The sequence below is a fragment of the Pseudoalteromonas piscicida genome, assembly GCF_000238315.3.
Classification (GTDB): domain Bacteria; phylum Pseudomonadota; class Gammaproteobacteria; order Enterobacterales; family Alteromonadaceae; genus Pseudoalteromonas; species Pseudoalteromonas piscicida.
Genome location: NZ_CP011924.1, coordinates 207,501 through 226,031, shown reverse-complemented (window position 1 = coordinate 226,031; position 18,531 = coordinate 207,501). Strand labels below are relative to the sequence as shown.

19 protein-coding genes and 6 rRNA genes (1 of these 25 cut by a window edge) are annotated in these 18,531 nt (G+C 43.9%); 13 read left to right on the top strand and 12 right to left on the bottom strand.

Annotation, left to right across the window (positions count from 1 at the left end):
* Positions 1 to 54: 54 nt before the first annotated feature.
* From PPIS_RS01130 to PPIS_RS01110, 5 genes are read right to left on the bottom strand one after another with little or no spacing between them, the layout of a single operon-like run.
* A complete protein-coding gene (locus PPIS_RS01130; RefSeq protein WP_010378331.1) occupies positions 55 to 303 on the bottom strand; it encodes a hypothetical protein in 249 nt (82 codons plus the stop codon).
* Complete coding sequence (locus PPIS_RS01125; protein ID WP_017218912.1) at positions 300 to 707, bottom strand: 3TM-type holin; 408 nt, start codon at positions 705 to 707, stop codon at positions 300 to 302. Before PPIS_RS01125 ends, PPIS_RS01130 begins: the two co-directional genes overlap by 4 nt.
* Positions 695 to 1,114: a glycoside hydrolase family protein gene (locus PPIS_RS01120; RefSeq protein WP_010378326.1), complete on the bottom strand. Its 420-nt coding sequence runs from the start codon at positions 1,112 to 1,114 to the stop codon at positions 695 to 697. The genes PPIS_RS01125 and PPIS_RS01120 overlap by 13 nt, the downstream gene beginning before the upstream one ends.
* 20 nt (positions 1,115 to 1,134) lie before the next feature.
* Positions 1,135 to 1,497, bottom strand: coding sequence for a hypothetical protein (locus tag PPIS_RS01115; protein ID WP_010378324.1), 363 nt, complete (start codon positions 1,495 to 1,497; stop codon positions 1,135 to 1,137).
* A complete protein-coding gene (locus tag PPIS_RS01110; RefSeq protein WP_010378322.1) occupies positions 1,472 to 1,750 on the bottom strand; it encodes a helix-turn-helix domain-containing protein in 279 nt (92 codons plus the stop codon). The genes PPIS_RS01115 and PPIS_RS01110 overlap by 26 nt, the downstream gene beginning before the upstream one ends.
* 424 nt (positions 1,751 to 2,174) lie before the next feature.
* Between PPIS_RS01110 and ettA the strand changes: the two genes are divergently transcribed.
* The 7 genes from ettA to PPIS_RS01075 all read left to right on the top strand — a co-directional run bounded on the left by ettA (position 2,175) and on the right by PPIS_RS01075 (position 10,775).
* Complete coding sequence (ettA, locus tag PPIS_RS01105) at positions 2,175 to 3,839, top strand: energy-dependent translational throttle protein EttA (RefSeq protein ID WP_010378320.1); 1,665 nt, start codon at positions 2,175 to 2,177, stop codon at positions 3,837 to 3,839.
* Positions 3,840 to 4,067: 228 nt separating this feature from the next.
* Positions 4,068 to 4,433 carry a PilZ domain-containing protein gene (locus PPIS_RS01100; RefSeq protein ID WP_010378318.1) on the top strand — a complete coding sequence of 122 codons (366 nt, stop codon included), beginning with the start codon at positions 4,068 to 4,070 and terminating at the stop codon, positions 4,431 to 4,433.
* Positions 4,434 to 4,477: 44 nt separating this feature from the next.
* Positions 4,478 to 4,882: a DUF350 domain-containing protein gene (locus PPIS_RS01095; protein WP_010378315.1), complete on the top strand. Its 405-nt coding sequence runs from the start codon at positions 4,478 to 4,480 to the stop codon at positions 4,880 to 4,882.
* A 9-nt stretch (positions 4,883 to 4,891) separates the two neighbouring features.
* Positions 4,892 to 5,488, top strand: a complete 597-nt coding sequence (locus PPIS_RS01090) for a DUF1190 domain-containing protein (RefSeq protein ID WP_010378313.1) — start codon at positions 4,892 to 4,894, stop codon at positions 5,486 to 5,488.
* Positions 5,489 to 5,764: 276 nt separating this feature from the next.
* Entirely contained in the window at positions 5,765 to 6,934 is a 1,170-nt protein-coding gene (locus PPIS_RS01085; RefSeq protein ID WP_010378312.1) for a glutathionylspermidine synthase family protein, read from the top strand.
* A 338-nt stretch (positions 6,935 to 7,272) separates the two neighbouring features.
* Positions 7,273 to 8,442 (top strand): glutathionylspermidine synthase family protein, encoded by a 1,170-nt coding sequence (locus tag PPIS_RS01080; protein WP_010378312.1) that lies wholly within the window; start codon positions 7,273 to 7,275, stop codon positions 8,440 to 8,442.
* Positions 8,443 to 8,807: 365 nt separating this feature from the next.
* Positions 8,808 to 10,775, top strand: a complete 1,968-nt coding sequence (locus PPIS_RS01075; RefSeq protein ID WP_010378309.1) for an FAD-dependent L-amino acid oxidase — start codon at positions 8,808 to 8,810, stop codon at positions 10,773 to 10,775.
* Here PPIS_RS01075 and PPIS_RS25680 read toward each other — a convergent pair.
* Positions 10,753 to 10,938 (bottom strand): hypothetical protein, encoded by a 186-nt coding sequence (locus tag PPIS_RS25680; RefSeq protein ID WP_081629139.1) that lies wholly within the window; start codon positions 10,936 to 10,938, stop codon positions 10,753 to 10,755. The genes PPIS_RS01075 and PPIS_RS25680 overlap by 23 nt on opposite strands.
* A gap of 395 nt (positions 10,939 to 11,333) precedes the next feature.
* Between PPIS_RS25680 and PPIS_RS01065 the strand changes: the two genes are divergently transcribed.
* The 6 genes from PPIS_RS01065 (at position 11,334) to PPIS_RS01040 (ending at position 16,080) form a co-directional block, all read left to right on the top strand.
* Positions 11,334 to 12,032, top strand: a complete 699-nt coding sequence (locus PPIS_RS01065; protein WP_010378306.1) for a spondin domain-containing protein — start codon at positions 11,334 to 11,336, stop codon at positions 12,030 to 12,032.
* An 11-nt stretch (positions 12,033 to 12,043) separates the two neighbouring features.
* Positions 12,044 to 12,244 carry a hypothetical protein gene (locus PPIS_RS01060; protein WP_096040856.1) on the top strand — a complete coding sequence of 67 codons (201 nt, stop codon included), beginning with the start codon at positions 12,044 to 12,046 and terminating at the stop codon, positions 12,242 to 12,244.
* 180 nt (positions 12,245 to 12,424) lie between these two features.
* Entirely contained in the window at positions 12,425 to 13,123 is a 699-nt protein-coding gene (locus tag PPIS_RS01055) for a spondin domain-containing protein (protein ID WP_010378306.1), read from the top strand.
* Positions 13,124 to 13,134: 11 nt separating this feature from the next.
* A complete protein-coding gene (locus PPIS_RS01050) occupies positions 13,135 to 13,842 on the top strand; it encodes a spondin domain-containing protein (RefSeq protein WP_010378303.1) in 708 nt (235 codons plus the stop codon).
* Positions 13,843 to 13,894: 52 nt separating this feature from the next.
* A complete protein-coding gene (locus PPIS_RS01045) occupies positions 13,895 to 14,626 on the top strand; it encodes a response regulator transcription factor (protein WP_010378302.1) in 732 nt (243 codons plus the stop codon).
* Complete coding sequence (locus tag PPIS_RS01040) at positions 14,623 to 16,080, top strand: sensor histidine kinase (protein ID WP_010378300.1); 1,458 nt, start codon at positions 14,623 to 14,625, stop codon at positions 16,078 to 16,080. The genes PPIS_RS01045 and PPIS_RS01040 overlap by 4 nt, the downstream gene beginning before the upstream one ends.
* 330 nt (positions 16,081 to 16,410) lie before the next feature.
* Here the strand turns inward: PPIS_RS01040 and rrf (PPIS_RS01035) are convergent.
* The 6 genes from rrf (PPIS_RS01035) to PPIS_RS01010 all read right to left on the bottom strand — a co-directional run.
* Positions 16,411 to 16,524 (bottom strand): 5S ribosomal RNA (gene rrf / locus PPIS_RS01035).
* A 41-nt stretch (positions 16,525 to 16,565) separates the two neighbouring features.
* Positions 16,566 to 16,679, bottom strand: a 5S ribosomal RNA gene (gene rrf, locus PPIS_RS01030).
* A gap of 41 nt (positions 16,680 to 16,720) precedes the next feature.
* Positions 16,721 to 16,834, bottom strand: a 5S ribosomal RNA gene (gene rrf / locus PPIS_RS01025).
* Positions 16,835 to 16,875: 41 nt separating this feature from the next.
* Positions 16,876 to 16,989, bottom strand: a 5S ribosomal RNA gene (rrf, locus tag PPIS_RS01020).
* A gap of 41 nt (positions 16,990 to 17,030) precedes the next feature.
* A 5S ribosomal RNA gene (rrf, locus tag PPIS_RS01015) occupies positions 17,031 to 17,144 on the bottom strand.
* A 167-nt stretch (positions 17,145 to 17,311) separates the two neighbouring features.
* Positions 17,312 to 18,531, bottom strand: a 23S ribosomal RNA gene (locus PPIS_RS01010); it runs 1,664 nt beyond the window's last position.

Below are 18,531 nucleotides of genomic sequence, written 5' to 3'. Positions count from 1 at the left end.
CTCCTTTTAAATGGGGTTGGATAAAGAAAGCCAATACGGCCGATAATAGCGGCGCTACGGACCCACTCTGCGGGCACCGAGCAACGTATCTAATTTTTTATCTATAGAATCTAAGCGCTTTTCGATGCGCTTTTGGTCTTCTTGGCGAATTTGCTTGAGGTGGTCAAGCTCTTGGGAGTTAGTGGTGATCCTTTTATCTAAGTCGCCAAGGTAAATAACACCAGACACCAACAGCGCAATGGTGGTGAGAATGTGGGCCAAATTAAACTCCTTTTTCATTTGCCATTGTTCAGGATGATTCACTTGCTGACCCCTTTTACTTTCTCAACGGTTCTAAGCCCTGCAAGCCCTAACATGGCAAGCGTAAGCTCTAACATCACATCCAGCGGCAACTCAGGCGTACCATGTTCAGGCATTAACCACTGTAGAATTGGATTAATCACGAACGAAAACAAAAAGCCTAGACCACACACCCACATCAAAAAAGGCCTCGCCCCCGCAACAAACACACTGCGATGCGCTGCTTGAACTTGATTGATCTGCGCTTGTACTAATGCATGCTTTGCTATCAGTCTCGCCTTTAAATGCTCTTGCTTAAGTACTTCTTCTTCACTGGTAAACAATTCATCAAGAATATTGCCAATTGCTTCTATCGGAGCCACTGTTTTTGCAGAAAATAGGCTACCTAATAGACTCATGATTGCCATTCCCCAGAGATCATCTGTTGAGCAAGCTCTTGCGCGCGATTAGGCACTTGTCTTGCCCATCGGCTATCTAACATTTCTAGCGCGGCGGTATCAAAATCACCTTTTTCGACTGCTTGTAATATTCGACTAAAATTAAGTAATCCTGTGATCCCTAAGTTAAATGCCATATTTACCAGCACCGCCATCCGTGCATCGTTGCAGTGTTGGGTTGCAATCCTGCGCGCCACCGCCGCTTTGGCATTTTCTACATCGCTCGCAAGTAGTGATTCTGCTTCTTCTTCATCAATCCCCTTATCATCGAGATTTCGACCATAACCAATAGTCAGCTTTCCCGCGGTACAAAGGTAAGGAAATTGGCGAAACCCCTCATGTTTTTTGAGTTGCTCTACTGTATTCATTACGGACATACAATTCCCCTTTATTGTTGCTAATGTGTCGACATATTAACCATCAAGCTTTGCTCAGCTTTCAATAACCAAAACTCCATTGAACGCTTGCTGTCAAAACCCAATGTTTTTGCTGCATCGACCACCTTGTTATGCATCATGTATTTAGCTCGGATTGCACGCTTACATTCTGGCCTAAGTAACTCAATTGATGCGGTAAGTTGAGCAATTTCATCTGGCACATGCATCTGCTCTGCACTCACGTATTGGCTTGATGAACTGCCAATAGCTTCAGTTGCTGCTTGACGGCTAAAGCCCTTACCTAGCTCTTTACTACACCAAAACTTACCCCAGCGCTTAAGGGCAGTACGTACCTGTTTAATTGTCACTTGCTTGTTGGTCATGGATTTTTCCTATCACTTCTAAAATATCGAGTAAGTACACATCTTCAACTAGGCCAATAACATCATTCCAGCGTGGGCTATATTCCCTATTTTCCCATCGTCTTAACGTACGCTCCTCAATACCATAATGAGCGGCTGATTCAGCTTGCGTGTAACCTCTGAGCTTTCGCGCAACACGAAGAATTTCAGCTCCTGTTGGAGCTGGTTTGCTTTGACCCACCAGTCTGGATGTGGTTGTGTTTATAAGTGTCATTGTTCTCCTTACCTCAAAAAATAAACACGACTAGTGAAAATTTGTTCTGCTTAGCTGAATGGGGATCGCTGAAAAGCGAAAACAACGTAGCCGTTCATCCTTGCCATCGAGTTTTTAGTTCCGGTAAAAACCCACCACGCCCGTTAACATGTTCATCTGATAACTTTCTTCAGCGTAGTGATATAATAGCGATTTCTCGGATTGGAAACAGGTCAAAAATGACCTATGAATGATATGCTTACAATTAACGACTGGATAAATAAACAGTTCAATTATTTAACTTATTAAAAGGTAAATAAAAAATTACAATAGTTAACCAACTTTAGCTTGGGCATTGTTTTTTCCTCGTTCTGAACTATCAACATTGCAGCACTGGAAGGCTTTCTCTAAAATACATCTAACTTAAAAAAGAGATTGGAAACTCATGGCTCAATATATTTATACCATGTCGCGGGTGAGCAAAGTTGTGCCACCTAAGCGCACTATTCTGAAAGACATTTCTTTATGCTTTTTCCCGGGCGCTAAAATTGGTGTTTTAGGTCTTAATGGTGCAGGTAAATCGACCTTACTTCGTATTATGGCGGGTGTGGATAATGAATTCGAGGGCGAGGCACGTCCGCAACCTGGTACTAAGATTGGTTACCTACCGCAGGAACCTGTACTAGATGAAAGCAAAACCGTTCGTGAAACGATTGAAGAAGCAGTTGGCGAAGTTAAGCGCGCACTTACTCGATTAGACGAAGTGTACGCAGAGTACGCAATGGAAGACGCTGACTTTGATGCGCTAGCTAAAGAGCAAGGCGAATTAGAAGCTATCATCCAAGCACACGACGGTCACAACCTAGATAATGCGCTTGAGCGTGCTGCCGATGCGCTTCGTTTACCAGAATGGGATGCAAAAATTGAGCACCTCTCAGGTGGTGAAAGACGCCGTGTTGCTATCTGCCGACTGTTACTTGAAAAGCCAGATATGCTGCTTCTTGACGAACCAACTAACCACTTAGACGCCGAGTCAGTTGCGTGGTTGGAACGCTTCCTTCATGACTACGAGGGCACAGTGGTGGCGATCACCCACGACCGCTACTTCCTAGATAACGTAGCTGGCTGGATTTTAGAGCTTGACCGTGGCCATGGTATTCCGTGGGAAGGTAACTATTCTTCATGGCTTGAGCAAAAAGATGCACGTTTGAAGCAAGAAGAAAAATCAGAGAAAGCACGCCAGAAGTCGATTGAAAAAGAACTTGAATGGGTGCGCTCAAATCCGAAAGGTCGCCAAGCTAAGTCTAAAGCACGTATGGCGCAGTTTACCGAGCTTCAGCAAAACGACTATCAAAAGCGTAACGAAACCAACGAGCTATTCATTCCACCAGGTCCTCGCTTAGGCGACCAAGTAATTGAAGTGAGCAACTTACGTAAGAGCTTCGGTGACCGATTGTTGATTGACGATTTGAACTTCAACGTACCTAAAGGTGCAATTGTTGGGATCATCGGTGCAAACGGCGCGGGTAAGTCAACGCTGTTTAGAATGCTAAGCGGTCAAGAGCAGCCAGATAGTGGTAACATCACTATTGGTGAAACAGTTGAAATCGCCACTGTTGAACAGTTCCGTGATGACATGGACGGTAATAACACGGTATTCCAAGAGATCTCCAACGGCCAAGACATTCTTAAAATTGGTAACTTTGAAGTACCAAGCCGCGCCTATGTTGGCCGCTTTAACTTTAAGGGCAATGACCAACAAAAGTTTGTAAAAGAGCTCTCTGGTGGTGAGCGCAATCGTCTGCACTTAGCAAAACTACTAAAAGCAGGCGGTAACGTACTGTTGCTGGATGAGCCAACCAATGATCTCGACGTTGAAACGTTACGAGCGCTAGAAAATGCGATTTTGGAATTCCCGGGCTGCGTTATGTGTATCTCGCACGACCGTTGGTTCCTAGACCGTATCGCGACCCACATCCTAGATTACCGTGATGAAGGCCAAATCAATTTCTTTGACGGCAACTACACTGAATACGAAGAATGGCTGAAGAAGACCTTTGGTGCTGAGGCCGCAGAGCCTAAACGTATCAAATACAAGAAGATTGGCTAATAATTAAAACATTAGTCTATCGACGATGATAATCTGAGGCTCCCCGTTAGGAGCCTTTTTTTATTTTTTAGTAGCCGCTTAGCTTTATTCATGCCGCACTGTTGAAACAAGTAGCAAATCAAATTTCAGTGGCAATTCCATCCAAGCGGCGTAATTTATTGTCATTTTTTAGTAGCGAGCACAATGATATAAGCTATTCTTTACCCATACGGACTATTAGGATCAGTAATGAAAGAACGTCGACGTTTTTCCAGAGTTATTTTTTCAAACGAGGCACAATTTATGGCCTCAAGCGGTGATTTTAGCTGCGAAATCTTGGATTTATCGCTCAATGGCGCGTTACTCACCCTGCCCGATGGTTATGTGCCACTCAAAAATGACCCAGCAAGTTTAAACTTTTATTTACCTGGCAGTGATATCCAAATTACGATGGAGGTAGAAGTTCGTCATGTTGAAGAGGGTCATTTAGGCGTACATTGCCGCCAAATCGATCTTGATAGTGTGACGCATTTAAAGCGCCTTATTGAACTTAACCTTGGAGATGATGATATACTACATCGCGAGCTAGAGCAGCTCACCTACGATGATGATTAATATCTATCGGATTTCAAATTCGATGCTATAACAAAGAGAAAATTATGATTTTGGATTCTTTACAAGGATTTGTCCCTTTTATTTCCTACTTCGGCCTTGCCTACTTACTTACCCTAGTCTTTTTGTTTATTTACTCCAAAGTTACCCCTTATTGTGAGTGGAAACTAGTTAAAGAAAACAACCCTGCTGCTGCAACTGCGTTTTGCGGTACCTTAATTGGTTTTGTCTTACCTATCGCCAGTGCCGCTGTCAATGCAGTCTCTCTTATTGATTTTGCCGTTTGGGGTGTTATTGCGGGAGTCATGCAGTTAATTACCTTCTTCATGGTAAGGCTTTATATGCCAAAGCTATCTGAGAAAATCGAAAACAATCACATCAGTGCTGGGTTGTTCTTAGGTGGTGCCTCGCTTGCGACCGGAATTTTGAATGCCGCTTGCATGACCTATTAAGGAGTCAAGATGAAAAGGAGTAGAACAATCAAATTGACTTTATTAATGGGCGCCACAGGAGGGTTGACCGCGTGTGGTGATAGCGACGAATCAGCGTTACTTTTTAAAGACGTTGATGAATGTACATCATTCGGTATTGAAGAAGAAGCATGCCAGTTTCAATACCAACAAGCACTCGATAGCCATCGCCAAGAAGCCCCCAAATATGCCTCTGAACAGCTATGCGAAAGCGACTTTGGCTTTGATCGCTGTGAAAATTCGAGTGGTGGGATCTGGCGTCCAATTATGGCAGGCTTTATGGTTGCTGCACTTGCAGAAGCAGTAGACGAAGGCCTAGACATGATGAAAAAGCGCAAAAAGAAGAAAGCGGCTTACTTAGGTGGCACTTACTACTCTGGCGCAAAGCCACTGTATCGCTCTCGTGATGACTTCTTTAGCTACCGAAATGCGCAAAACGGGTTTGTCGCGTCTGCAAAGTCTTCGGGTACAACATCGGTCAAAAGCTCAACTATAAATTACAAGCCTCGCGCCAGCTCAGTATCACGCAGTCGCGGTGGATTTGGCCGCACAGCTTCTCGTAGTAGTAGTGGCAGTTGGGGCAGCTAAGCCAACCTTCGCTTGATAAAATATAAGCCGAGGTCCACTCGGCTTTTTATTGAGTGCTCTGTAGTTTACCAAGTATCTACGCAATTGGTATTATACCAATTGAATTAATTCTCCAATCAATTTGAAGAGTGAAATACCATATTAGCTTCGTTAAAAATCTCTCATTTAGAACAACTAAATAGCAAAATTTTTGCCTTGCTACTAAAGCTATTTCCCCGCTTCAAAATAGCTCATTTACTTAATACAATTGGTATTAGACGGATCGATTTTACACTTATGTTAAGAATTTCTATTGATGAACGCCCACACTGGCGTGAACAAGCAAAAGCCCACGGCTTTGAATTTCATACTATGTATGGTGAAAAGTATTGGGACGAAAGTGCATATTATCAATTTACGTTAAAACAAATTGAGCAAGACTTGGAAGACCCAAGTGATGAACTCCACCAAATGCTCTTACACCTTGTCGATTTAGTGTGTAATGATGAGTCACTTCTGCAACAGTTTGCTATTCCTGAGTCTCAATGGGAATTAGTGACTCGCTCATGGCATCGTCGAGACCAAGCGCTCTATGGTCGCTTTGACTTTAGTTACGATGGTAAGTCACCAGCTAAGCTGCTGGAGGCCAATTATGACACGCCCACCAGTTTATTCGAAACGGGTTACTGGCAGTGGCTATGGCTTGAAGAACAGGTAAGAGCCGGTAAGCTACCGCGTAATGCGGATCAATTTAATGGCCTTCAAGAAGCGCTGGTAGAGCGTTTTTATCAACTGCATAAATTCCACCGCGGTGCTCCCCTACACTTTTCTTGCTGCAAAGAAAGCATTGAGGACTTGGGCACCATTCAATATATGCGCAGCTGCGCGATGGAAGCTGGACTCAAAACGAAACAAGTTTTTATCGAAGATATCGGATTTAATAACCAACACTTTGTCGACCTTGATGATGGAAAAATCCAATGGATGTTTAAGCTATACCCGTGGGAATTTATGTTTCAAGATGAATATAGTGAACAATTATCAGAAGCAAAAGTGCAATGGCTAGAGCCTGCTTGGAAAGCGATTTTATCAAATAAAGCAATTTTACCTTTGCTATGGCAAACCTTTCCAAATCACCCAAATCTGTTACCTGCATACTTTGAACAAGATAAGCATAAAATCGCAAACAGTGAGTCCGGCTATGTGAAAAAGCCTCTATTTTCTCGTGAGGGCGCGAATATTGAGATCCGAAAAGATCAACAGCTGCTTGCACAGTCTGCAGGTGGATATGGCGAAGAAGGCTATATTTATCAAGCCTACTCACCTTTACCCAAATTTGCAGGCTTCAATACGCTCATCGGTTCATGGATTGTCGGTGATAAAGCTGTTGGAATTGGTGTACGTGAAGATAAAAGTCTGATCACCCAAGATCTTAGCCGTTTCTTACCCCATATCATTGTTGGCTAAATGCTCCGGTTCGCCTAAATACGTTAGTCTGGATGGAACAAGTGTGTTCCATCCCTCAAATTAGTGTTCAGCCGAAAATAAAAGTTTATTAAATTCATACCATTCGTACTTTTTAGACAAACACTTGGCAAAACTGCCGCAAAAATTAACACAAACTTAACCAGTGTACTAAAGTAGTATCTGGGTTTTGCATCAAGCTGAGAAAGCAATACTTGGCTTGCTGCAACAAATTTTTGGAAAGTGCACTCAACAGGTTGGAGTGCATAGATACGTTATAGATCACTTAGCGAGCTCATTTACTTAATACAATTGGTATTAGACGGATCGATTTTACACTTATGTTAAGAATTTCTATTGATGAACGCCCACACTGGCGTGAACAAGCAAAAGCCCACGGCTTTGAATTTCATACTATGTATGGTGAAAAGTATTGGGACGAAAGTGCATATTATCAATTTACGTTAAAACAAATTGAGCAAGACTTGGAAGACCCAAGTGATGAACTCCACCAAATGCTCTTACACCTTGTCGATTTAGTGTGTAATGATGAGTCACTTCTGCAACAGTTTGCTATTCCTGAGTCTCAATGGGAATTAGTGACTCGCTCATGGCATCGTCGAGACCAAGCGCTCTATGGTCGCTTTGACTTTAGTTACGATGGTAAGTCACCAGCTAAGCTGCTGGAGGCCAATTATGACACGCCCACCAGTTTATTCGAAACGGGTTACTGGCAGTGGCTATGGCTTGAAGAACAGGTAAGAGCCGGTAAGCTACCGCGTAATGCGGATCAATTTAATGGCCTTCAAGAAGCGCTGGTAGAGCGTTTTTATCAACTGCATAAATTCCACCGCGGTGCTCCCCTACACTTTTCTTGCTGCAAAGAAAGCATTGAGGACTTGGGCACCATTCAATATATGCGCAGCTGCGCGATGGAAGCTGGACTCAAAACGAAACAAGTTTTTATCGAAGATATCGGATTTAATAACCAACACTTTGTCGACCTTGATGATGGAAAAATCCAATGGATGTTTAAGCTATACCCGTGGGAATTTATGTTTCAAGATGAATATAGTGAACAATTATCAGAAGCAAAAGTGCAATGGCTAGAGCCTGCTTGGAAAGCGATTTTATCAAATAAAGCAATTTTACCTTTGCTATGGCAAACCTTTCCAAATCACCCAAATCTGTTACCTGCATACTTTGAACAAGATAAGCATAAAATCGCAAACAGTGAGTCCGGCTATGTGAAAAAGCCTCTATTTTCTCGTGAGGGCGCGAATATTGAGATCCGAAAAGATCAACAGCTGCTTGCACAGTCTGCAGGTGGATATGGCGAAGAAGGCTATATTTATCAAGCCTACTCACCTTTACCCAAATTTGCAGGCTTCAATACGCTCATCGGTTCATGGATTGTCGGTGATAAAGCTGTTGGAATTGGTGTACGTGAAGATAAAAGTCTGATCACCCAAGATCTTAGCCGTTTCTTACCCCATATCATTGTTGGCTAAATGCTCCGGTTCGCCTAAATACGTTAGTCTGGATGGAACAAGTGTGTTCCATCCCTCAAATTAGTGTTCAGCCGAAAATAAAAGTTTATTAAATTCATACCATTCGTACTTTTTAGACAAACACTTGGCAAAACTGCCGCAAAAATTAACACAAACTTAACCAGTGTACTAAAGTAGTATCTGGGTTTTGCATCAAGCTGAGAAAGCAATACTTGGCTTGCTGCAACAAATTTTTGGAAAGTGCACTCAACAGGTTGGAGTGCATAGATACGTTATAGATCACTTAGCGAGCTAGGAAGTAATACCAATTGGTATAAAAGCAGTCAGCCTCAAAAGTGTGAGACATAGTCGACTAAGGAACTCACATGACTCACTACAAAATAGGTACCGATATTAGTCAAAAACCCATTCCAGACGCGGTGAAAGTCGCTGTGATAGGGGCTGGTATGTCTGGTTTGTATAGCGCTTGGCGATTACAGTGCGAAACAGACGTTGATGACTTCGCCATTTTTGAGCGCAGCAACCGCACAGGTGGAAGATTAGACTCAGATCTTATCCATTTTAGAGATAACCGTGCCGGAGCAAAACCTGACAGCACCATTACGGTCAAAGAAGAACAAGGTGGTATGCGGTTTCTATTTGAGGGTATGGATGACCTAATGGCCCTCTTTCTAAAATTGGGCCTAGAAGATCAGATAGTCCCTTTCCCCATGAATAGCGACGGCAATAACCGACTCTACTTTCGCGGGACCAGCTTTTCGGTAAACGACGCTAAGCAAGACGACTATCATATTTGGTCGGCACTTTATAACCTCGACCCAAACGAACAAGGCGTTAATCCCAAAGACATTATTAATGTTGTTTTTAATCGTATCTTGCAAGTGAATCCACAATTCGATTCAAGGCCTGAGGTTCGTGGCCCAGAGTTTTGGCAGGAGTTCCGTCTGCAATGCCAATGGCAAGGTGAGCCGCTGTATAATTGGTCTTTGTGGGATTTACTCACTGATATGGGTTATAGCCAAGAATGTATCACCATGCTGTATCGTGTTTTGGGCTTTAATGGCACTTTCTTATCGAAAATGAATGCGGGGGTTGCCTATCAGCTTTTGGAAGACTTTCCTGCAGATGTCGAATTTAGAACCTTTAAAGACGGCTTTAGCACCCTGCCAAACGCGCTGGTGGATAAAATAGGCAAAGAGAAGATTTACCTGCAAACAAGCATCGATAGCATCGCCTTTGATAAAGCAGACAATCTATATGTACTTAAGTACACCAAAACCGAGCAAGACGGACAGATAAGCGAAGGAACATTTAAAGCCGAAAAGCTTATTTTAGGGCTACCAAGGCTCGCGCTTGAAAAGTTGTTCATAGCGTCGGATGTATTCAAACAACTACCAAAGCAGCGGCGCGATGCGTTATGGGATACATTGCAAAGCACAAGCAACCAACCGCTCCTGAAGATTAATTTATACTACGACACTGCATGGTGGGGAACCGGCATGACAGGCCGTCCAGCTGTCAGCTTTGGACCTAACTTTGCCGATTTACCAACGGGTTCTGTTTATCCCTTTTATGCTTTAGATGATGAACTCGCAGCCGCGCTTATGTATAACGAGCGTCATGCAGAGCCTAACTCTGAAACTCAACACAAACTCGAAGGGATAGAAGCCGCTAAATACAGTCGCCCAGCCGCATTGACTATTTACTGTGATTATTTAAATATTAATTTTTGGAGTGCACTGCAAAACAAAGGTGAGCTTTATCATCACCCTCGTGAATCGGAACTCGTCGAGTCTATTCCCAGTGATATTTTTCCAGCCTCTGAAGCGGTTGTACGACAAGCGACACAATTCTTTAGAGACATTTTTAATACGCACTATGTCCCACAGCCCACCCTTACTAGCGCTCGAATTTGGGAAGGGAATGTAAATTTCAATGTCCCTGAAAACCTTCAATTTGGTTTTGGTGTACATCAATGGGCAATTGGCGCGAATGATAAAGATGTCATCGAAGATTTAGTGGAGCCGTTGCCAAATCTGTTTACCTGCGGTGAAGCTTACTCTGATTATCAGGGCTGGGTAGAAGGCGCGTTACGTTCGACAGATTTAGCGCTACAAAAAGGGTTTGGTTTAGCGCCACTAAGCGAAGTCTTTGAAACAGACCAAGGCTGTAGCTCGTCAGAAGCAATGCAAATCGCCTATCGGAAAATTGCTAATGAAATGATTATGGAATATATCGATCCTAACTTCTCGCCAAATACTAAAAACAAAGTAACGCTTGCTGATGCCAATAGTGTGCTTGGCGTTAACCTCAGTTATTTCGATAAGCCCTAACTCGCCTCCCTAGGGCCTGTTGACCTTTGCTGTTTGATTTTTGTTCTTCTGAGTGGGTTTTGGTCGCGACGCTCGACTTGCCGCCTAGTAATCTAGGCCAAAGTTGAGCAACAATGAACAAAGCGCACTCAGGTGAACCCAAAGGGCAGCGCTTGATTGGCATTTCTACTGTGTTGCCCCACAAGGATGTGGGGTAAGGTGACTTTGCAGGAGCACAAAGTCTTTATCGCCTGACTCACATAGAACAACTATGCTACGCAGGCTCTGCCTTATATAAATACCAATCAAACTGCTGCAAAAACAAACTTGAAAGATAAACAGGCCCTAATAATGAGGAGTTTTTACTCCTCATTAGTCCTACCTTGCAGAACTAATTGATAGTTTTCGATCAACTAAAACCGTTCCGGCGTATTTCAAGTTAACCTAAGCTCCGTTGATCTGAGCCCTGTGATAAGTATTCTATGCTTTTGTGATAAAAACGTGATAACTCCGTGAGCCTATCTCAATATCTTGCAGCCATGATAAGGAGACTGTTAATCCTAATAAGAAGAGTACATCATGAAAGCAAAAATCCTGACCACCCTAGTCGCCACGTGTTTATCAAGCGCAGCGCTGGCACAAGACCTTGAAGTAAAGATCACTAACCTCACTCACGGTATTTACTATACGCCTTTACTGGTGGCTGCTCATAATCAAGATACCGCTCTTTTTAAACTCGGTGAGCAAGCATCTGAAGCATTACAAGCCATGGCCGAAGGCGGTGACATTTCAGCTTTAGGACAAATTCTCGAAAGCGCAAACGCCAATATGGTCGCCAACCCAGCTGAGGGGCTACTTGCACCCGCAGGCACTACAATGGTCACGATATCAACCAGTGAAGACAATACGCACCTTTCAATTGTGGCGATGCTACTTCCTACCAATGATGGATTTGTAGGATTAAACGCTTGGCCTATTCCAAGCGCTGCCGGCACCTATGAAGTTTACCTTAATGCCTATGATGCGGGTACTGAAGCGAATAATGAACTGGTTGTCGAAGGCTCTGGTGCACCCGGTATTTTGGGGATCCCAGCATCACCAGGTACGGCTCCAGGAACTCAAGGAGCCGGTGTTACAGCAAGTGAAGAAAACACCATGGTCCATATTCACAGAGGCAACGTAGGTGACGCTGAGCAAGTCGGCGGTAATAGCGATCTGCATAACACCGTGCACCGTTGGTTAAATCCCGTAGCTAAAGTAACAGTAACCGTAAAATAAGGGGGGGAGCTATGAAAGCGAAATTAGCATTAATTGCCATGTCTGCGCTCCTGCTCAGTGCATGTGGAGACAATGACAATAATATGGTGATGCCAGAGCCACCGGATATAAATACCAATCAAACTGCTGCAAAAACAAACTTGAAAGATAAACAGGCCCTAATAATGAGGAGTTTTTACTCCTCATTAGTCCTACCTTGCAGAACTAATTGATAGTTTTCGATCAACTAAAACCGTTCCGGCGTATTTCAAGTTAACCTAAGCTCCGTTGATCTGAGCCCTGTGATAAGTATTCTATGCTTTTGTGATAAAAACGTGATAACTCCGTGAGCCTATCTCAATATCTTGCAGCCATGATAAGGAGACTGTTAATCCTAATAAGAAGAGTACATCATGAAAGCAAAAATCCTGACCACCCTAGTCGCCACGTGTTTATCAAGCGCAGCGCTGGCACAAGACCTTGAAGTAAAGATCACTAACCTCACTCACGGTATTTACTATACGCCTTTACTGGTGGCTGCTCATAATCAAGATACCGCTCTTTTTAAACTCGGTGAGCAAGCATCTGAAGCATTACAAGCCATGGCCGAAGGCGGTGACATTTCAGCTTTAGGACAAATTCTCGAAAGCGCAAACGCCAATATGGTCGCCAACCCAGCTGAGGGGCTACTTGCACCCGCAGGCACTACAATGGTCACGATATCAACCAGTGAAGACAATACGCACCTTTCAATTGTGGCGATGCTACTTCCTACCAATGATGGATTTGTAGGATTAAACGCTTGGCCTATTCCAAGCGCTGCCGGCACCTATGAAGTTTACCTTAATGCCTATGATGCGGGTACTGAAGCGAATAATGAACTGGTTGTCGAAGGCTCTGGTGCACCCGGTATTTTGGGGATCCCAGCATCACCAGGTACGGCTCCAGGAACTCAAGGAGCCGGTGTTACAGCAAGTGAAGAAAACACCATGGTCCATATTCACAGAGGCAACGTAGGTGACGCTGAGCAAGTCGGCGGTAATAGCGATCTGCATAACACCGTGCACCGTTGGTTAAATCCCGTAGCTAAAGTAACAGTAACCGTAAAATAAGGGGGGGAGCTATGAAAGCGAAATTAGCATTAATTGCCATGTCTGCGCTCCTGCTCAGTGCATGTGGAGACAATGACAATAATATGGTGATGCCAGAGCCACCGGTCGAGCCAAAGCCGGTTGAGTATGAGTTTGCCATCACCATCACCAACCTTACATATGCACAGCCAATGTCACCAATTGCAGTGCTGCTTCATCAGTCTGGTCATTACTTTACTGTCGGCATGCCAGCAAGTGAAGCATTAGAACAACTTGCAGAGGGCGGAAATAACAGCGACATCATCGCCGACGAGATGACACAAGCATCCGTATCAACGGATGGACCTTTAGGCCCCGGTGCGACCACCAACCTTTCCATCAAAACTACTGACCTCTCTGAGCTTAAATTATCGCTATTAACCATGATGGTGAATACCAATGATGGATTCTCCGGTCTAAATGCTATAGACCTCTCTGCGCTGCCCGTAGGCGAGATGCAAATGTATCGAACACTTGCCTACGATGCTGGAACTGAGCTGAATAGCGAAGCCGCGGGAACCATACCAGGCCCAGCAGATAGCGGTGAGGGCTTTAACGCAGAGCGCAACGATAATCACAACATGGTGACGATGCACAGTGGCGTAGTTGGTAGTGATGATGGACTCCAAAGTTCAACACTCACTAGTATCCATAAATTTGATAACCCGCTGCTTGCAGTCACAATCGAGAGAGTTAAATAGCCTATGCGCAAACGTCTGCCATAGGCGTTTGCGCTTTCATAAAGGGCTATTTATGTTAGAAAACGTGTTGCTAGTTGAAGATGACTTAGACATAGCGAGATTACTCCAAGTGCATTTAGAGGAGCTAGCTTTAGAGGTAACGCATGTTGCCGACGGCAGCCAAGTATTGTCGGCTGCTAAATCGAACGATTTTTCCGTGATTTTATTGGATTTAATGCTACCTAATATGGATGGACTAACCCTTTGTCGAGAACTGAAGGCGCTTTACCCTATGAGTAGTGTCATCATCGTCACCTCAAAAAGTAGCGATATCGATAGGATCATTGGACTTGAAGTTGGTGCGGACGACTATATATGCAAGCCTTTTAATACGAGAGAATTGCAAGCAAGAGTGAAAGCACAGCTACGCCATGTCAGGCAACTTAAGCAACCAATGCAGACTGAAAATGCGAATTTCCCAAGCGATAAAATTGCAGTTGGGAGCCTAGTTATCGATGCCTGTTGTCATGAAATTTCGTTGGCTAATGTTAGATTAGACCTTACCGCAACCGAATTTGAGCTGCTGCAGTTTTTTGCTAAACACCCAAATCACGTGTTTTCTCGAACCCAGTTATTAGAGTCAGTATGGGGCTACCAACACTCAGGATACGAGCATACCGTTAACTCCCATATTAATCGTCTGAGGGCAAAGCTTGAAGCTATTTCAAATAATACGGTGATCGAAACAGTATGGGGTGTTGGTTACAAGTTAAATTCAGCCTCTCTTAGTGGGCATAGCGTATGAAGCTCTCACTCTACAAAAAACTCGCACTGACCTTATTTGTCACTTTCGTTGTCATTGCAGCGATTTTTGTGTGGTGGACTCAAGCGCTATCTCAAGTGTCTAAATCTCAAGCAGAACAACAATTACACCTAGCACTTGCGACCCATCTTGTCGACGATAACCCCCTGATAAAAGAGGGAGTGTACGACTATGATGGTTTGAGTAATCTATTTCACACCTTGATGATCTTAGGCCCCTCATTCGAGTTTTATTTTGTCTCCCCTGAAGGTAAGCTATTAACTTATTCTGCAGCCCCTGGAGAGGTTAAACGTCAGCAAATTGATGTTACCCCATTAAAAAAGCTCCTAAAGAGCGATAGCCAACTACCTGTATTTGGTGACGACCCGAGGAGCGTTAACGGCAGTAAAATTTTCTCTGTGGCCCCTGTATTTAACCAGAATATTTTACAGGGTTATCTATATATCATCATCGGCTCGTCAAAATACGATAGCATTATTGAGCAGCTAAAAAATTCAGATAAGGTGATGCTCGGCGTAAGTTGGTTATTAGGCACTTTGTTCTTTTTACTGGTTGTCGTCTTGCTACTGCTTAATAAAATCACCAAGCCCGTGTCCAGACTGACTCAATATATAGATCAAGTCAGCCAAAACCATTTTAATATTAGTCGTGATGCCCAAATAAATTGGCCCGAAGAACATGATGAGATCCATCAGCTGGGTCGCAGCGTCAATGCGATGCTGGATAAGATTCAGCAGCAATTAACCACACTTAACCTCAAAGATGAACAACGTAAAGAATTACTTTCACAGCTAAGCCACGATCTTCGCACACCACTTGCCTCGCTTAAAGGTTACATTGAACTGATAGAAAAACAAACGAGTGACAAAAATATCGTTTCGCATATCGAAATTGCCAGCAAAAATATAAATCAGCTCAATCATCTTATCGCACAGATTTTTGAACTCGCCCATCTAGAAGCTGGACATACCAAACTTCATATTGAGCCCTTTAATCTACTTGAACTTATGTATGACGTTGCGGCTAAGTTTACATTGCAGGCTAAACAGCGCGGAATAACCATGTTAATAAGCCCTAAAGCAAGCGAAGTTAGTATATACAGTGATATCGGGAAATTAGACAGAATCCTATCAAACCTCATCGATAACGCTATCAGGCACACTCATGCTGGTGGTGAAGTACAGCTCACATTACAGCAGCAACAAGATATTGCTTTAGTGAGTGTTAATGATACTGGCACTGGGATAAGCGCCACTAATCTTCCCTATATATTCGACGCTAGCTTTCAGGCTAAAAATAGCCTAAGTAACCGTAAACACAATGCGGGGCTTGGCCTTGCGATCACAAACGAGCTCGTTAAATTATTAAAAGGAAATATTAGCGTATCAAGCAAGCTAAACCGAGGTTGTAAATTTACAATTTCACTACCACTTTGATTTTCCACCTTTCCTTCTTTTTGTACCTAAAAGGAAAAGTAACATGTTCTCGGCGTATAGACATACAAATCGGTGGATAAACCACCTCCTACCATATTGCACTTTGCTTATGCTGTGGTGAGAGCGAGATTATCTCGCGAGGGTGATCACTTTGTAGATTGGGAAAGGCTTCAACGTTTTCGACTTGGATATGTATGCACACAAATCGGTAGGTAAACCGTCTACTATATTGCACTGTACTTATGCTGTGATGGGAGCGAGTTTATCTCGCGTATTGGATCAAAAAACAAAAAACCCGCTACATTGCTGTAGCGGGTTTCTTTAATTAGGCCCTGACGATGTTCTACTTTCACATGGGTAATCCACACTATCATCGACGCTGTTTTGTTTCACTTCTGAGTTCGGCATGGGGTCAGGTGGTTCCAAAACGCTATGGTCATCAGGAAAATACTGTTTTTTAGTTTTTATTTTTATATTAAATTAGGCCCTGGCGATGTTCTACTTTCACATGGGTAATCCACACTATCATCGACGCTGTTTTGTTTCACTTCTGAGTTCGGCATGGGGTCAGGTGGTTCCAAAACGCTATGGTCATCAGGAAAATACTGTTTTTTAGTTTTTATTTTTATATTAAATTAGGCCCTGGCGATGTTCTACTTTCACATGGGTAATCCACACTATCATCGACGCTGTTTTGTTTCACTTCTGAGTTCGGCATGGGGTCAGGTGGTTCCAAAACGCTATGGTCATCAGGAAAATACTGTTTTTTAGTTTTTATTTTTATATTAAATTAGGCCCTGGCGATGTTCTACTTTCACATGGGTAATCCACACTATCATCGACGCTGTTTTGTTTCACTTCTGAGTTCGGCATGGGGTCAGGTGGTTCCAAAACGCTATGGTCATCAGGAAAATACTGTTTTTTAGTTTTTATTTTTATATTAAATTAGGCCCTGGCGATGTTCTACTTTCACATGGGTAATCCACACTATCATCGACGCTGTTTTGTTTCACTTCTGAGTTCGGCATGGGGTCAGGTGGGTCCAAAACGCTATAGTCACCAGGAAATTCTGTTCATCAATGAAGTCTCCCTCATTAATGTAAATCCGGAAAAAGCTATTAAATTCTTTTGTCTACTTTAGTCTATTAACTTCTGTTAGCCAAGGCCTCCATGGATGGAGGTCATGCTAGGAATTGTCTGGAACAATTCTAGTAAACCACTTTGGCGTTGTATGGTTAAGCCTCACGGGTAATTAGTACGAGTTAGCTTAATGCCTCACAGCACTTCCACATCTCGCCTATCAACGTTGTAGTCTTCAACGGCCCTTCAGTTGACTCTAAGTCAAAGTGAGAACTCATCTCGAGGCCTGCTTCCCGCTTAGATGCTTTCAGCGGTTATCAGTTCCGAACGTAGCTACCGGGCAATGCAATTGGCATCACAACCCGAACACCAGCGGTTCGTCCACTCCGGTCCTCTCGTACTAGGAGCAGCCCCTCTCAATTCTCAAACGCCCACGGCAGATAGGGACCGAACTGTCTCACGACGTTCTAAACCCAGCTCGCGTACCACTTTAAATGGCGAACAGCCATACCCTTGGGACCGACTTCAGCCCCAGGATGTGATGAGCCGACATCGAGGTGCCAAACACCGCCGTCGATATGAACTCTTGGGCGGTATCAGCCTGTTATCCCCGGAGTACCTTTTATCCGTTGAGCGATGGCCCTTCCATTCAGAACCACCGGATCACTATGACCTACTTTCGTACCTGCTCGACGTGTCTGTCTCGCAGTTAAGCTTGCTTCTACCATTACACTAACCGTACGATGTCCGACCGTACTTAGCAAACCTTCGTGCTCCTCCGTTACTCTTTGGGAGGAGACCGCCCCAGTCAAACTACCCACCAGGCACTGTCCTCAACCCCGATTCAGGGGCCTAAGTTAGAACATCAACACTACAAGGGTGGTATTTCAAGGTCGGCTCCACAGAAACTAGCGTCTCTGCTTCAAAGCCTCCCACCTATCCTACACATGTAGGGTCAATGTTCAGTGCCAAGCTGTAGTAAAGGTTCACGGGGTCTTTCCGTCTAGCCGCGGGTACACAGCATCTTCACTGCGATTTCAATTTCACTGAGTCTCGGGTGGAGACAGCGTGGCCATGGTTACACCATTCGTGCAGGTCGGAACTTACCCGACAAGGAATTTCGCTACCTTAGGACCGTTATAGTTACGGCCGCCGTTTACCGGGGCTTCGATCAAGAGCTTCGCCTAAGCTAACCCCATCAATTAACCTTCCGGCACCGGGCAGGTGTCACACCGTATACGTCATCTTACGATTTTGCACAGTGCTGTGTTTTTAATAAACAGTCCCAGCCACCTGGTCACTGCGGCTCTCGTTTGCTTACAGAGCAAGTCCTTCACAAACAAGAGCGTACCTTCTCCCGAAGTTACGGTA